This window comes from Bacteroides sp., from assembly GCF_052357945.1.
Classification (GTDB): domain Bacteria; phylum Bacteroidota; class Bacteroidia; order Bacteroidales; family Bacteroidaceae; genus Bacteroides.
In genome coordinates this window covers 1-16702 of sequence record NZ_DAWCXD010000112.1, presented here as the reverse complement: position 1 = coordinate 16702, position 16702 = coordinate 1, and the positions used below count along the sequence as shown (strand labels likewise).

General features: G+C 42.9%; 9 protein-coding genes. 4 read left to right on the top strand and 5 right to left on the bottom strand.

Annotation, left to right across the window (positions count from 1 at the left end; genetic code table 11):
• Both ACT8YW_RS17100 and ACT8YW_RS17095 read left to right on the top strand, forming a co-directional pair.
• Positions 1 to 560 (top strand): RluA family pseudouridine synthase (locus ACT8YW_RS17100; protein WP_444106358.1); only part of this gene is annotated, 560 nt, incomplete at its 5' end.
• Between the two features lie 219 nt (positions 561 to 779).
• Positions 780 to 3050: a GH92 family glycosyl hydrolase gene (locus ACT8YW_RS17095; RefSeq protein ID WP_444106357.1), complete on the top strand. Its 2271-nt coding sequence runs from the start codon at positions 780 to 782 to the stop codon at positions 3048 to 3050.
• A 178-nt stretch (positions 3051 to 3228) separates the two neighbouring features.
• On the opposite strand, the gene ACT8YW_RS17090 is transcribed toward ACT8YW_RS17095, so the two are convergent.
• The 5 genes from ACT8YW_RS17090 to ACT8YW_RS17070 form a co-directional block, all read right to left on the bottom strand.
• Positions 3229 to 4389: a glycoside hydrolase family 130 protein gene (locus ACT8YW_RS17090; RefSeq protein WP_004299907.1), complete on the bottom strand. Its 1161-nt coding sequence runs from the start codon at positions 4387 to 4389 to the stop codon at positions 3229 to 3231.
• 494 nt (positions 4390 to 4883) lie between these two features.
• A complete protein-coding gene (locus tag ACT8YW_RS17085) occupies positions 4884 to 6329 on the bottom strand; it encodes a glycoside hydrolase family 125 protein (protein WP_444106355.1) in 1446 nt (481 codons plus the stop codon).
• A 59-nt stretch (positions 6330 to 6388) separates the two neighbouring features.
• A complete protein-coding gene (locus ACT8YW_RS17080) occupies positions 6389 to 7546 on the bottom strand; it encodes a glycoside hydrolase family 76 protein (RefSeq protein ID WP_444106353.1) in 1158 nt (385 codons plus the stop codon).
• A 52-nt stretch (positions 7547 to 7598) separates the two neighbouring features.
• A complete protein-coding gene (locus tag ACT8YW_RS17075) occupies positions 7599 to 8549 on the bottom strand; it encodes an endonuclease/exonuclease/phosphatase family protein (protein ID WP_444106351.1) in 951 nt (316 codons plus the stop codon).
• A gap of 53 nt (positions 8550 to 8602) precedes the next feature.
• On the bottom strand, positions 8603 to 10885 hold the full coding sequence (locus ACT8YW_RS17070; protein WP_444106349.1) for a GH92 family glycosyl hydrolase: 2283 nt from the start codon (positions 10883 to 10885) through the stop codon (positions 8603 to 8605).
• A gap of 210 nt (positions 10886 to 11095) precedes the next feature.
• Between ACT8YW_RS17070 and ACT8YW_RS17065 the strand changes: the two genes are divergently transcribed.
• Positions 11096 to 15136 carry a response regulator gene (locus ACT8YW_RS17065; RefSeq protein ID WP_444106347.1) on the top strand — a complete coding sequence of 1347 codons (4041 nt, stop codon included), beginning with the start codon at positions 11096 to 11098 and terminating at the stop codon, positions 15134 to 15136.
• 188 nt (positions 15137 to 15324) lie between these two features.
• Positions 15325 to 16702, top strand: a 1378-nt coding sequence (locus tag ACT8YW_RS17060; protein WP_444106345.1) for a LamG-like jellyroll fold domain-containing protein, incomplete at its 3' end; no start/stop codon positions are given.

Below are 16702 nucleotides of genomic sequence, written 5' to 3'. Positions count from 1 at the left end.
ATCTGAAAGAGAAGTATCAGAAACCCGGAAATGTTTTCCTCGGTGTGACACACCGATTGGACCGCCCCGTAAGCGGTCTTGTTATTTTTGCCAAAACGGGTAAGGCACTTACACGACTCAACGAAATGTTTCGCACCAGTGAGGTGAAAAAGACTTATTGGGCGGTTGTGAAAAATGCTCCGCAAGAACCGGAAGGTGAACTGGTACATTTTCTTGTACGTAATGAAAAGCAGAACAAAAGTTATGCATACGATAAGGAAGTGCCAAACAGCAAGAAAGCGATCTTGCATTACCGGTTGATCGGTCATTCGGAGAATTACTATTTGCTCGAAGTCGATTTAAAAACCGGACGTCATCATCAGATTCGTTGTCAGTTGGCAAAAATGGGATGCCCTATCAAAGGGGATTTGAAATATGGTTCTCCACGCTCCAATCCGGATGGGAGCATTTGTCTGCATGCCCGGAGAGTACGGTTCATACATCCTGTCTCAAAAGAACTGATAGAGCTTGAAGCTCCTCTTCCCGAAGGGAATTTATGGAAAGGATTCGCCATAGATTAACACGGATTTCCACAGATTCATCTATTATGTTATTTAATAGATGGTATGTAGTTTTTCTGTAGAAAATCGTGTAAATCTGTGGTCGGAACTTGCCAAAAGAGTAAACCTGCCTGCCATTTTTCTTGTAAACTCTAGCGACAGTTAGTTAATTCCTAAATAGGTAGTATATTTGCATCATTCGCTAACTATAATTCTCAATCATACCAAAGAAAAATACAAATGAAGGCATTTAAACTACTTGCACTTACTTCTTGTGTCTTGCTTGCAGCGGGAAATGGAGTAGCGCAACAGAACTATTCAAAAAGTGAAGGATTATTGCAGTACGTCGATCCGTATATCGGATCCGGTTATCATGGACACGTCTTTGTTGGGACGAGTGTTCCGTATGGAATGGTACAGCTGGGTCCTACCAATATCCATAAAGGTTGGGACTGGTGCTCGGGTTATCATTATTCCGATAGTATTTTAATCGGCTTTTCACATACCCATTTGAGCGGTACGGGTTGTACTGACTTATGTGATATTCTCATCATGCCATTGAATGAGATCCGTACCCCCAGAGGCAATCAGGATGATATACGTGATGGGTATGCTTCCAGATATTCTCATGCGAACGAAATCGCCCGTCCCGAATATTACTCTTTGCTTCTCGACCGTTACAACATCAAAGCCGAGCTGACGGCTACAGATCGTGTAGGCTTCCATCGTTATACTTATCCCGAAGGAAAACCAGCTTCCATATTGATCGACTTACGTGAAGGGAACGGATCGAATGCTTACGACAGCTATATCCGTAAGGTAGATGATTATACAGTAGAGGGTTATCGTTATGTGAGAGGCTGGAGTCCTTCCCGCAAAGTTTATTTTGTGTTGAAAAGTGATAAAAAGATAGAGCAGTTTACTGCCTATGACGATAATACCCCGCAACCTTGGGACCAACTGAAAGTGGCATCGGTGAAGAGTGTCCTTACTTTTGGCAACGTGAAAGAAGTGAAGATAAAAGTCGCTCTTTCTTCTGTCAGCTGTGACAACGCAGCGATGAACCTGCAATCCGAACTTACTCACTGGGATTTTGATAAGGTGGTGGATATGAGTGCCGACCGATGGAATAAGCAACTGGAGAAGATGACAGTAGAGACTGATGATGAGGCTTCCAAACGAGTGTTCTATACCGCCCATTATCATACTATGATTGCCCCTACGCTTTTTTGCGATGTGAATGGAGAGTATAGAGGAATGAATGACATGATTTACACAGACCCGAAGAAAGCCAACTATACGACTCTTTCTTTATGGGATACCTACCGTGCATTAAATCCTTTGATGACTATTACTCAACCTGAAATGGTTGACCATGTAGTCAATTCGATGATTTCCATCTATCGTCAGCAGGACAAACTCCCTATCTGGCCTTTGATGAGTGGAGAGACCGATCAGATGCCGGGGTATAGCTCCGTGCCGGTGATTGCCGATGCATATCTGAAAGGATTTACCGGGTTCGATGCGGAAGAAGCATTGCAAGCAATGATAGCTACAGCTACTTATGAAAAGCAGAAAGGAGTACCTTATGTAGTCAAAAAAGGCTATATCCCTGCCGACAAAGTTCATGAAGCTACTTCCATAGCCATGGAGTATGCAGTGGACGACTGGGGAATTGCCGCTATGGCACGTAAGATGGGAAAGACAGAAGATGCTGAAACATTCTCAAAACGTGCTCATTATTACAAGAACTATTTTGATTCTTCTATCCATTTCATTCGTCCGAAACTGGAAGACGGCTCTTGGCGTACTCCTTACGATCCGGCACGTTCCATCCATACTGTTGGAGATTTCTGTGAAGGAAACGGATGGCAATATACTTTCTTTGCTCCACAAGACCCCTATGGGCTGATTGCCTTGTTTGGAGGTGACAAACCTTTTGCAACGAAGCTTGATGCTTTCTTTACCAACACCGACAGTATGGGTGAAGGAGCATCGAGCGACATAACCGGATTGATCGGACAATATGCGCATGGAAATGAACCGAGCCATCATGTTGCTTATCTTTATGCGTATGCCGGTGAACAATGGAAAACGGCGGAAAAGGTTCGTTTTATCATGAGCGATTTTTACACAGACCAACCGGACGGCATCATCGGTAATGAGGATTGTGGCCAAATGTCTGCCTGGTATCTTCTTTCATCTATGGGACTCTATCAGGTGAACCCGTCGGATGGTGTATTTGTTTTCGGTAGCCCCTGTTTTAAGAAAGTAGAAATGAAGGTACGTGGTGGTAACACTTTTACTGTAGAAGCACCTAATAACAGCAAAGAAAATATCTATATTCAGAAAGTGTATTTGAATGGCAAGCCTTATGATAAGAGTTATATCACTTATCAGGATATAATAAATGGCAGCACATTGAAGTTTGTAATGGGGAAAAAGCCTAATAAGAATTTTGGTAAGGCTCCGGCAAACAGACCGGTTGTTTTGAATAAGATAAATGGATAAAGATGGCTTACTTATAAAAGACAGCTAATTGTTGAAAGGAGGAAGAAGCCTCCGACAATGAAAGAATAAAGCTGGTTCTCAATATTCAATTCAGTTTTCAATATAGTTTTAAGAAATAAGTTAGTCCTGATTACATCTTTCCTTTAAAAAAGAATGTAATCAGGACTATTTTTATAAACTACGGAAGCGGATCAGCCTTTGCCGGCCGTTTCGGATCATAAACGGCTACTCCTACTTTGGAGTCAGCACAACCATAATACAAATACCATTTGTTTTTGAAGTAGACCATTCCTTCTATAAATACGGTTCCATCCACATATTGCCCACTCTTTTCAAAGCTATCCATCGGACGGAAGAACGGTTCATCGAGACGGGTGATAAAGCGGGTAGGATCATTGGCGTCGAAGAGTGCTTGTCCGGCAGCATAGACATTGGCGGTATAGCGTTTGTCACCTCTTCCTGAATGGTTCTTGCCATTATAAAGAAGGACAATTCCTTTCGGAGTGTAGATAGCTGGAGGCCCACATTCGGTGAGATGGCTGTCGAAGTAGCCGTCACGGGGAGAAAACAGCTTTTTTAGGGAACCGTCAATGTTGACAATCGGTGTCCAGTGGATTAAGTCATCGGAAGTAGCTGCGAATACATGCTCCTCTCCCCAGTACATAAAGTATTTCCCGTTGACTTTCTTGATAACCTGTTTCCCTTTAACAACTTCGGTCAGGATAGAGCCGGACTTACAACCCAGGTTGAAGAACTTTCCATCAAATGCTTTGGCAAAAGCAGGACCGTGTTTTGTCCAGTCTTTTAGGTTGCGGGAGGTCGCTACTGCCAGGCGAGGTACATGGCGATTCCATTGGGTGTACATCATTACATATAATCCGTCATCGGTTACGGCAATTCGTGGGTCTTCGCAGCCGCCGGGCCATTCCAACTCTTTTTGTGAATCATTATCCGGATAGAATACAGGAGTCTTTTCCCGTTGGAAATGTGTGCCGTCGGTAGAAGTGGCATAACCGAGGCGAGAAGTCCGGTGTCCGATACCGACACCTGATTTATCCTCTGCACGGTATAACACGACAATCTCACCATTGTAGAGTGTAGCAGCCGGATTGAATGTATCGTTCGATTCCCACGCAATAGAATCTTTGGTCAATGGACAGTAAAACTTGGTGTTTTCTATAGGAGATATTACCGGATTGACATTCTTTGGACGTTCAAAACCACCGAAAGCCCAATCGGGTAATTTGTTCTCTTTATGATTGGAAGACTGTCCGTAGGCAGTACAAGTCATCATGGTTGTAGTAAGTAGGAATAAAAAAGTTGATTTCATATTGTTCATATTATATGGGTCATTTATTTTTTAGGAGTCATATACTCCCTACATATAAATTGGAAAAAAATAAAATGCTGTCATCTGTCACCTGATTAGACATAAATGATTGATTATAAACATACTGCAGTGTGACAGCATGATGTGACGGCAAGGTGACGACAACTTTGCTGTCACTTTGTTGAAAGCAAGGATTTTATTGTTTCTCTGCTATGTGGGTACTTATTTCTCTATCCGGAGCGGTATTCAATGATTATCAGACTATTACGGAAGAGAGAGTTTCAGTACTTGAAACTAAAAGTTCTATTGCTTGAAACTTTTGTTTCGTCAGCGAGAAACTTTAGTTTCATCGGTGAGAAACTCTAGTTTCACTTACTTGAAACTATGGTTTCAAAGGCCTGAAACTAAAGTTCTTCAACCTTGAAACTACTTTGGAAGCGTAAGCTTCAAGGTTAGAAACAGTTATCTCATAAGCGGGAATACAATAAAAACATAATAGAAGACTATTGGATACTATTCAGCAAGTCTACCTTTCCTTCATTCACGAGTTTTAGGATTAGTTCTCCGAACAGCGTATTTTGCCATGCAAACCAGGAACGAGTAAAGTTTTTCGGGTCGTTCTTGTGGAAAGATTCATGCATGAACCCTGTTCCGGCATCCGTATCCATCAGCATTTTGATACAGGTCTTGATTTCTGCGTCGTTTTGACTGGTGAATGCTTTCATCATAATACTCATGGGCCAAATCATATCATATCCGATGTGCGGACCGCCAATTCCTTCGCCGGCAGTACCTTTGAAGAAGTAAGGATTATTTTCGCTCCATACAAACTTACGGGTATTCTGATAGATAGGATCGTTCACTTTCACATCCCCAAGATAAGGCAGGGCAATGAGACTCGGCACATTGGCATCATCCATTAACAGTTGATTGCCGAAACCGTCCACTTCGAAAGCATAGATTTTGCCATATTTCGGATGATTGTAAACCGCATACTTTTTCAGGGCTGCTTCCACTTCGTTCGATAGTGTAGTACATTCTTTAGCTAAATCAGGTTTCTTGTTGACCGTATTCAGAATTTCGGCAGCTTTGCGCAATGAAGTTACAGCAAAGAAGTTGGACGGAACGAGAAACTGGAAAGTTGTAGCATCATCCGAAGGACGGAAAGCAGAAGCAATCAGTCCGACCGGTTTTACAGGATTGCCCCAGCCGTCATTGGTCATCGTATCGAGTGCACGTTCCGTTTTGCGTTGGAAACGATAAGGACCTTTCGGATCTTCTTTTCGTTGCTGTTCCTTAAACGTTTTCAGAACCTTGGCGATGGCTGTAAGCCATTCGTCGGAGAATATACTGGCATCTCCCGTCGTCTTCCAGTAATGATAAGCAAGACGGATAGGATAACAGAGCGAGTCGATTTCCCATTTACGTTCGTGCAGTTCGGGCTTCATGTCCGTAAGGTCGCTCATCCATTCGCCGCCTTCGGAATTCATGTTGAAAGCATTGGCATACGGGTCGATATTGATACACTTGAACTGACGTTTGATAACGCCGGCCAGCATCTTTTTCAGTTCCGCGTCTTTGTTGGCGAGTTGTACGTAAGGCCATACTTGTGCACCCGAATCGCGCAGCCACATGGCGTGGATGTCACCTGTATAAACAAACGTATCGTCTTTACCGTCAAAATGAACAGTAGTGTCCAATGTGTTCGGGAAACAGTTTTCGAACATCCATGCCAAGCGGGCATTCGTCAACAGTTGCTTGATATGCGCAATCTGTTGTTCCACAGCTTGCGAGACAAACAGACGTTTCGATGCTTCCGGGCGGTTCGTCTGATAGTTGTTGATTTTGGTATTATCTTGTTGGATGACAAAATCACTGTTCGTTATAGCCTGCATATTGTTAGCGCCCAAGAGTGCTATGGACAAACAAAAGGCTTTAGTTATATTCATCGTAATAGTCTTTTTTTATTGATTAGTATTGATTATGAAAGTGTTGCGGAGAAGAAATATTAAATCTCTGCAAAGAATTCAATCAGACAAGCATTGTCGAGCAACCATTTATACTGTTCCTTGTTGTGTCCCGACCAATCTCTGCCTAATAATCCGTTTTCATCCCGGTAGTTTTCCCAGGCGTGAAGCGCATTTTCCACCATCGCATTGACATACGACGGATTCTTGTCAATCTTATACAGAGCTTTCAGTCCTCTGAATAAGATCACGTTAAACCAGGCCATGTCTTTATGCACTTTGACAGTCGGGTCTTTCTTGTCGGCTTTTGTGCGGAAAAAGGCATCAGTTCCTGCGGCTGTCTGCTGTGCATCGCGCAAATACTGTTCATCTCCCGTTTCTTCATAGAGCAATACGCCCGCCTGAATCATCTGTCCACTGTTGTAGGCGTACTTCTCTTTGGAAACTTTCCCTTTCAGGTTGATGTTATCCCAGTAAAGATGGTCGGTAGGGTCGCACAGATGCTTTTTTGTCCAGGCATACGTCTCTTTTGCTTTTTCGAGGTATTTGGCATCCTTCGTCAGCCGGTACAACTTGACACCGAGCACAGTAGACGGTGCATTGGAACAAGTATGCTTCGCTTCCTTCTGCTGTTCACACCAAAAGATGCCACCGCCTATCTCATCGCTCCATCCACTGTAGATATATTGATACAATGCAACGGCTTTTTCCAAAGATGCAGGCTTGTGAGTCAGTTGGTAATAATCGCAGTAATCCAGTGCAACCCAGATGTTATCGTCATAATAACGTCCGTGCTGCCCGTACTTGGTGGGGTATGACTGATAACAGGCCGGCAAGCGACTGTTATCCCAATACTGCTCCATTCCCGGTAGAATTCTTTTCTCGAGAATCTTTTTGTACTTCTTGTTTCCGGTCGCTTTGTATAAAGCCACACAACCCGACATCATCCCGGAATACGGCCATAGAAAAGAAGCCTTCAGCGTTCCGTTCTGCTGCGTTCCGTCCGCCAGATAAGTGATTTTTTGGTTGGGATTGACAGGATACGTTTCTGTTAGTAGTCCGTCATTCGTCTGATAGAGATTCAATACATTAGATAGAATCGAGTCGGCAATAGAAAGATAACGGGTATTTCCCGGCGTCTTTCCCACTGCGGAGGTAAGGCAAAATAACATACAGGCTACAAAACATATATTTCTCATAGGAATATCGGGGTGTGTGGTGAAACTTTCAGGTTATAACTAGATACAAAGATTATTTCTGCTGACGCTGGTCAAACTCCAGTTCCACCTTTACGGGGAAATGGTCTGAAGGAGTGCGCGCCTGATAAGTCTTGATGTCGATTTCTTCCGGGCAATCGTTCGCCTGCTTCTTTTCTCCCTTGCCTACGATGCTGCGGTAAGTATCAGTCAGCACACCATATCTTTTCACTTGGAAAGACGGAGAAACGAATATATGGTCGATACGGCTTTCCGTAAAGCTGTTCGGGTCGAAGTCGTTGAACGTGCCGTTGATAGCATAGCGGAAGCCGGCCTTCTCGTAAGAGTCGCACAACACCCCTTTGCTCACAAAAGCATCATAAGACTGGTGGGTCTGGTCAACATTGAAGTCTCCCGTCAGGATAGCTGGAAGCTCTTTGCCTTTGCCAAGTTCTTTCATCTTGTCCTGTACGAGGAACGCACTTTCCACGCGTGCTTTCTTGCCGATATGGTCCATGTGCAGGTTGAAGAAAAGGAATTCGAAGCCGGTATCCTTGCATTTGAAGTGTCCCCAACTGCAAATACGCGGCAATACGGCATCCCATCCTTTGCTCGGCACGTCGGGAGTTTCCGACAACCAGAAATCACCTTTCTCTATCACGTCAAACTTGTCTGTGCGATAGAAAATAGCAGAATGTTCACCTTTCTCTTTGCCGTCGTCGCGGCCTACACCGATATAATCATAACCGGGTAATGCTTCTTTCATATCTTTCAGTTGATGAATAAAGCACTCCTGCGTGCCGAAAATATCGAAATCATGGTATTGCACTATTTGGGCAATGACCGGGTAACGTTGTCCCCAACCGTTTCCGTTGATTGAATCGCCACCGTTGGCGTTTCTCAAATTGTAGGAGGCAACGGTGATAGAAGTAGGCTGATAGTTACTTTGGCAACCGCAAAAGACGATCGCAACAAGGGCAATTAGTAAAAGGCTTTTCAGTTTCATGTTTTTATAGTTTGTTTGGTAGATAATTCATTGATCTCCAAAAGTACAATATTTTATTCAAACGAAAGAGAGTAAGGTACATCTTTTTCTGTGGTTCCCCGTTGTTTATTGGGCACGGGGCTCATTTGAAATTGAATATTAGCACCTTTAATCAGCTGGTCATGTGTAAGGAAATTACGGGTTTGTGATTTCCCGTTTACTTTCATTTCCTTGATGTAGCGGTTGTCAAGCTGGTTGTTATCTGCCTTGATAGTGATGGTCTTTCCGTTCTCCAAATGTAACTTCGCTGATTTGAAAAGCGGGGTTCCTATGATATATTCATCCGTTCCCGGGCAAACCGGATAGAAACCGAGTGCGGAGAATACATACCAGGCGGAAGTCTGTCCGTTGTCTTCGTCACCGCAATAACCGTCGGGACCGGCGGTATATAGTTTGTTCATAATCTCACGTATCCAGTATTGAGCTTTCCAGGGCTCGCTCGAATAGTTGTAGAGATATACCATGTGCTGAATAGGCTGGTTGCCGTGGGCATATTGCCCCATGTTCATTACTTGCATTTCACGCATTTCGTGAATCATGCCGCGGCTTTCCATTCCCAGTTTACCTGGGATGACAAAGACGGAATCCATCATCGCGTTGAATTCTTTCTTGCCTCCCATCAGGTTGATAAGTCCTTGCGGGTCGTGGAATACGCAGAAGCTCCAGTGCCAGCTATTCCCTTCGCAAAATTCACCGCTCCAGTCCACTGCATCGAAATTCGGATTGAATACGCCTTTGTTGTCTTTGCCAACCATCAGTTTGCGTTCCGGATGATAGACATTTTTGTAGTTCAGCGCGTGTTTCTTATAAATGTCGATTTCGCTCTCCGGTTTACCGAGTTTCTTGCCTAATGTATAAATTGCCCAGTCGTTATATGCATACTCCAGTGTACGTGCAACGTTTTGTCCTATGCCGATATTGTTGGCAACATATCCCAGTTGGTTGTAAGACTCGTAACCGAGACGCCCCGAAGCAGTCCCGCGAAGATGTGCATTTGCTCCATGTTTCAATGCTTCCCAAAGAGTTTCGATATCATACCCGCGCAACCCTTTGATGTAAGCGTCGGCCACTACGGAAGCCGAGTTGTTGCCTACCATACAATCCCGATGTCCCGGGCTGGCCCATTCCGGCAGGAAACCGCTCTCTTTGTAAGCGTTTACCAAACCTTCCTGCATCTTTTGATTCATTGACGGATACATCAGGTTGAGGAAAGGAAACAGACAACGGAACGTGTCCCAAAAACCGGTGTCGGTAAACATATAGCCGGGACGCACTTCACCGTTATAGGGGCTGTAATGCATGATTTCTCCCTTAGCGTCTATCTCGTAGAAACTGCGTGGAAAAAGCATGGAACGGTATAGACAAGAATAGAAGGTGCGCAGGTTATCAATGTTATCGTCTTTCACCTCTATCTTACTCATTTCACGGTTCCAGATCTCTCTTCCGTTCGCTACCAGTTGGTCGAAACTGTTTTTGCCAAGCTCTTTGAGATTCAACTCCGCCTGTTCGGGGCTGATAAAGGAGGAAGCAACACGTGCGTGTACGATTTCTCCCTTTTTCGTGGCGAATCCGATTACCGCACCTGTGTGGTTTCCTTTCGCTTCTGTTTCATTCGGAAGAATGTTGTTTTCGGAAACTGTGGAAACGAATGTGAACGGTTTGTCGAATTGAATCACGAAATAGTTTTTGAAGTTTTCCGGCACACCGCCGCTATTCTTGGTTGAATAGCCGATAATCTTGTTTTCTTCCGGAATCACTTTCACATAAGAACCTTTGTCGAAAGCGTCTACAATCACGTAGGCATTCTTTGTCTCCGGATACGTGAAACGGAACATGACGGCACGCTCTGTGGGAGCAAGCTCGGTTGTTACATCATGGTCGGCAAGGTATACCTTATAATAATAAGGTTTGGCAACTTCCGCTTTGTGAGAGAACCAACTGGCGCGTCGGTCTTGATCGAATACCAGTCCGCCGGTGATAGGCATGATGGCAAACTGCCCGTAGTCGTTCATCCAGGGACTGGGCTGATGTGTTTGTTTGAATCCCCGGATTTTGTCGGCATCATACGTGTACGCCCAACCGTCTCCCATTTTACCGGTCTGCGGTGTCCAGAAATTCATTCCCCACGGCAATGCCGTAGCCGGATACGTGTTTCCGGTAGACAGTTCAAACTTGGATTGAGTGCCTACCAGTGTGCTGACATAGTCTACCGGATTCTTAACGGCAGAAGATTGCAGGCTGTACAACACGGCACCTCCAAGAAATAGCAAGTGTTTAAATGAAAAATGTGTTTTCATGAACAAATGAATTTATAGATTTGAAAATAATTTCTACGACGAAAATAGGGAGAAAAGGAATGTGCTTCTAGTAATAGAGTGGTTAAATCGCCTCTTGTCGCTAAAATTAACTACTCTGGCACGGAACTTAACTTATATTCCGGCCAAAAAAAAGCTCGAAATGTTTTTTTGTTTACCTTTGTCATATAGCAAATCTAAGAATAATACACTATGGGAAAACAGTCGGTTTTTATTCTATTCTTTTTTCTTAATCTGTTGATACATAACGCTTATGCTTATAATTTGAAGCAAGTTGCAGATAAAGAGTATATGTCTAATAGTTCGATTACATCTCTGTGCCAGGATGAGCGTGGATTGATGTGGATCGGGACCTGCGACGGACTGAATATTTATGATGGACAGGAGATTGAGGAATTTAAGACTCGTGACAAGGAGGATTACTTATCTGGTAATCTGATTGACAATATTGTGTATACGGGCGAAGATATTTACTGGATTCAAACCTACTATGGGTTGAACCGTTTGAACCGGAAAACCAATACAATCACTCACTATAATGAATTTCAGAAACTCTTCTTTATGAATAAGGATAGTCATGGCAATCTGTTCATTATCCAGGATAGTAACTGCATCTATTATTATCATAAAAAAGAAGGAGTCTTCAAGAAGATCAATATCACGGGAATCCCGATTTCCGATATCGTAAACTTCTTTATCGACGGTAACAACCGGATGTGGGTAGTCATGAAAGGATACAACCGCTGTTATGACATACAGCAGGAAGCCGCATCGGGAGATATCACCCTGTTACCCCAGAAAACAAACCTGATTTATCAGACTTCCTTGATTTATTGTTTCAATGACGAGCAATCTCTTTATTATATAGATAAGGAATTTAATTTCTATGCTTTCCATATTCTGACCCAGAAGAATGAATTTATTGCCAATCTGGGTAAAGAAATACAGGAACGTGGCAAAATTTCGTCCATCGTTCATTATCATAATAGCTATTTTGTGGGCTTTTTGATGGATGGCATTCTCCTGTTGGAAAAACAGAAGGAGACGGATCATTATCAAATTCAGTCGTTACCTATCAACAGTGGTGTATTTTGTCTCAAGAAGGACCGTTTTCAGGATGTTGTCTGGATTGGTACTGACGGGCAGGGCGTTTATCTTTATTCGAACCCGCTTTATTCTATCAAATCAATGGTGCTTAGCAATTATACCGAGAAAATAGAACGCCCCGTGCGTGCCATCTATCTTGATGATGAACGTACTTTCTGGGTGGGAACCAAAGGAAACGGAATTCTTAAAATCTATGATTACGAATTCGATAAAAACATCTCCGACTGTCGGGCGGAGGTGTTGACTACCTCTAATAGTGCTTTGAGTAGTAATGCCGTTTATTGTTTTGCCAAGAGCCACCGAAATTTGCTTTGGATAGGAGACGAAGAAGGACTAACTTATTATTCATATCGGGAAAAACGTATCAAGTGTGTACCGATACGGATCGGTAACGAAGATTTTAAATACATCCATGACATTTACGAAACAGCAGATTCCGAACTGTGGCTGGCGAGTGTCGGCATGGGAGTGGTGAAAGCTCGTATTGCCGGAACACCGGACAATCCGGTGATTGTGGATGCGCAACGTTACATCATCAATGACGGCGAACTGGGATCGAACTATTTCTTTACTATTTATGCGGAGAATGAAGCCAACCTGTTGTTTGGCAATAAAGGATATGGGGTATTCCGCTATAACGAAACGACGAATGGCCTGGAACCGGTGTCTACTCACAAATACGAAAACATGACCCTGAATAATATTCTCGCTATCAGTAAAGACAGCAGCAATAACTATCTTTTTGGAACGAGCTACGGATTGATAAAGTACACATCGGAAACCTCTTATCAGCTCTTCAATGCCAAGAATGGTTTCCTGAATAATACCATTCATGCAATTCTTAGAAACTCGTCCGACGACTTCTGGTTGAGCACCAATCTTGGATTAATCAATTTCGATACGAAAAGGAATGTCTTTCGTTCATACGGTTTTGGAGATGGTTTAAAGGTGGTAGAGTTTAGTGACGGTGCCGCTTTTCGGGATTCCCGGACTGGTACTCTGTTCTTTGGCGGAATCAATGGAGTCGTAGCTATCCGGGCGGATGGCCGTCCGGAGCAGCTTTATATGCCTCCTGTTTATTTTGATAAGCTGTCTATCTTCGGTGAACAATACAATCTGGGCGAATTTCTCACCCGGAAAAAAGAAACTGAAGTCTTGAATTTGCAGTATGACCAGAATTTCTTTTCTGTTTCATTTGCCTCTGTGGATTATCTGAATGGTAATAACTGTACCTATTTCTATAAACTAAAAGGATTGAGTGACCAATGGGTAAACAATGGTTCGGAAAGCGGAGTCTCTTTTACGAATATGGCTCCCGGTGAATATACCTTACTGGTGAAATATTACAATAGTGTTTTTGATAAAGAGAGTGATGTCTATTCCCTGGTCATTCGTATAGGCGATCCGTGGTATGCTTCCTGGTGGGCTTATTTGATTTATGCCCTGTGTCTGCTTTTACTGGCAGCCTTGCTGATACGTTCCTTTATCCTGCGCTCCAAACGTAAAAAGCAGGAATTGCTGAACGAGATAGAGAAACGCCATCAAAAGAATGTCTTTGAGTCCAAACTTCGTTTCTTTACTAATATCGCACATGAATTTTGTACTCCGCTGACTTTGATTTATGGTCCTTGCGGACGAATCCTTTCATCGAAGGGACTTAGTAAATTTGTCGTGGACTACGTACAGATGATTCAGACGAATGCGGAGCGTCTCAACAACCTGATTCATGAATTGATCGAATTCCGTCGGATTGAAACGGGAAACAGGGAAGTACGGATTGAGTCATTGAATGTGTCTTCTATTGTGAAAGGAATAGCCAAAACGTTTGTCGAGATGGCTAAATCCAGAAACATCACTTTCTTGAGCAAGATACCCGAGCAGGTGATGTGGAACTCGGACAAAGGATTCCTGAATACGATCATTATTAATCTGATTTCTAATGCCTTTAAATATACTCCCGACGGACAGAGTATCAAGATTGAAGTGGATACGAGCCGGGAAAATATGCTGGCTCTTCGTGTAGCAAATGAAGGAAGTACCATCAAGGAAAAGGATTTTCAGTATATTTTTAATCGGTATGCCATTTTGGATAATTTCGAGAATCAGGATGAAAAGAACTTTTCACGGAATGGCCTGGGGCTGGCTATTTCTTATAATATGGCTAAGTTGCTGAATGGTACATTGAAAGTGGAAAACACTTCTGACGGATGGGTGATGTTTACATTAACCTTGCCGGTCATGGAGCTGACTACCGGAGTGTCGGAAACCAAACGACTGATGGCGGAATATATCCCCAAGATAGATACTCAACCGATATTGAAACTTCCCCAGTATGAGTTTGATAAGATGCGTCCTACGCTTTTGGTTGTCGATGATGAAATCGAAATGCTATGGTTTATTGGAGAAATCTTCTCGGCTGACTTCAATGTGGTAACCTTGCAAGATCCTGAACGGCTGGATCAGGTGATGAATGAGGTTTATCCGAATGTGATTATCTGTGATGTCATGATGCCGGGAATGGGTGGCATTGAACTGACCAGGCGGATTAAATCGGTGAAAGAGACGGCGCATATTCCTATTATTGTGGTTTCCGGACGGCACGAGATGGAACAACAGATGGAGGCTCTTTCTGCCGGTGCGGAAATGTATATCACGAAACCGTTTAGTGCGGAGTACCTTCGTATTTCTGTCTGTCAGGTGATGGAACGGAAAGAGGTGTTGAAGAATTATTTCAGTTCGCCGATCAGTTCTTTTGAAAAGTCGGACGGGAAGTTGACGCATAAAGAGTCGAAGAAGTTCCTTCAGTCGGTTTTGAAGATTATCAATGATAATATAACGAACAAAGATTTGACTCCGCGTTATATCGCCGATCGGCTGGCAATCAGTCCCCGGAGTCTTTATCGGAAGATGGAAGAGATAGGAGAGGATAGCCCGACCGATCTGATTAAGGAATGTCGTTTGCACATAGCGAAAGATTTATTGCTGACCACTAAAAAGACGATTGATGAAATAGTATTCGACTCGGGATTCTCGAACAAAGTTACTTTCTTTAAGGTGTTCCGTGAAAAGTATGAATGTACGCCAAAAGAGTTTCGGATGAAACATTTGGAAGAGGTTCAGCAGTAGCCTGTGGCGGGATTTTTTATTGAAAAAGAAGAAGTAAATATCCGTGTTAATATAGTAAACATTCGTGCCAAAAGGTAAAAAAAGGCAGTTAATTTTCTTTTGGTAGAGTTTAGTGATTTTATCTTTGTCTCATCGAAGTTTTTAAGTAGATAAACTTGAAAAGTATTAATTTATTAATCTTTAATCTAATGAAAAGGAAACTTAGTTTTTTATTTCTTTCAGCATTGACCATTCCATTTTTTATGGGTTCGTGCAATGATGATAAAGAAGAACAGGAAGTGAAACCGGCAACAGATCTGGTTGTCGATAATAATTCGGTGACACTACTACAAGGAGACGAAATTACGGTGAGTATCACCTCCGGTAATGGAGATTATTATGTGAAGCCATTTGATGAAAATGTGGCGACGGCTACAATCAATGGTAATAAGGTGACTATTAAAGCTACCGAAAATAGCCAGTTGGAAGAAAATAACCGTACGGAAACCACTATATTAATAGTAGATGGACGTAAGAAAGTGGCTAGAGTGCTGGTTCGGGTAGCAAAACTCTGGGATTTGACGGTAGATGCACCGGAAGAAGGTTTTGACCTCTTTATCGGTGAAAAGAGACTGGTGAAGATTTTGACCGGTAACGGAGATTATCAGATTTCCATACCGGAAGGTGCTGATAAGTTTTTGGAAGTGGGTGAACTATCCGGACAGGTTATTCCGTTGACTGCCAAGTTCGAGACTGGAGCCGATCCGGTAAATGTTACGATAACAGATAAGAAAGGTAAGACAATCACTATTCCTGTGGTAGTGAATATCGTGGATCTAACACTGAAAAGTAATGAAGCCACTTTTGCTGAACCGGATGCCGAATCTCAATATATCTCTATTGAGAGAGGTAATGGCGGATATAGGTTCACTTATCAGGTGGGAGACGGCGAGCCTACTACGGATGCAACGATTGTGGAAGCTACTGAAAAAGAGAACCTGATTACCTTGAAACCCAAAGCTAGAGGTGATGTGAAAGTGATTGTGACAGACCAGAAAGGTTCTGTGGAGGAGATTGCGGTGAAAGTGAATCCATATAACCTTAAACTGGAAAATGATGCCACTTCTTTAATTATAGGTGGTTATGAAGCATCTACTGAAATTGCTATCGCTAGAGGAAATGGCGATTATAAGTTAGCACAGCTTACTGAGGACAATAAAGTCTATTTGAAAACAGCTGAATTGGTTACGGAAGACGGAACTACGAAGTTAAAACTGACAGGAAAGAAGCTCGGGACTACAACATTAGAGCTATCCGATGCAGCAGGTCAGAAGTTAACCTTACCAGTCTATGTGAATCCGGTATGTTATCGTTTGGAACATGATGTATGTTTCAAAATTGATATTAAAAAGTATGCAGAGTCACATCCGGAGGTGAAAAGTATGAATCAGCTTACTTTTGAGATTGTTTTCTATCCGACTTATACTCGTGCTATGCAATCGTTTATAGGTTTGGAAAGTGTTTTCTTGTTTCGCGCTGAAAATAAAAATGAGAATCCTCGTTTTGAAATAGCTACTAAATTTAATG

Coding starts and splice junctions, on each gene's coding strand:
- ACT8YW_RS17095 (WP_444106357.1), top strand. CDS start 780: ATGAAGGCATTTAAACTACTTGCACTTACTTCTTGTGTCTTGCTTGCA.
- ACT8YW_RS17090 (WP_004299907.1), bottom strand. CDS start 4,389: ATGAACAATATGAAATCAACTTTTTTATTCCTACTTACTACAACCATG.
- ACT8YW_RS17085 (WP_444106355.1), bottom strand. CDS start 6,329: ATGAATATAACTAAAGCCTTTTGTTTGTCCATAGCACTCTTGGGCGCT.
- ACT8YW_RS17080 (WP_444106353.1), bottom strand. CDS start 7,546: ATGAGAAATATATGTTTTGTAGCCTGTATGTTATTTTGCCTTACCTCC.
- ACT8YW_RS17075 (WP_444106351.1), bottom strand. CDS start 8,549: ATGAAACTGAAAAGCCTTTTACTAATTGCCCTTGTTGCGATCGTCTTT.
- ACT8YW_RS17070 (WP_444106349.1), bottom strand. CDS start 10,885: ATGAAAACACATTTTTCATTTAAACACTTGCTATTTCTTGGAGGTGCC.
- ACT8YW_RS17065 (WP_444106347.1), top strand. CDS start 11,096: ATGGGAAAACAGTCGGTTTTTATTCTATTCTTTTTTCTTAATCTGTTG.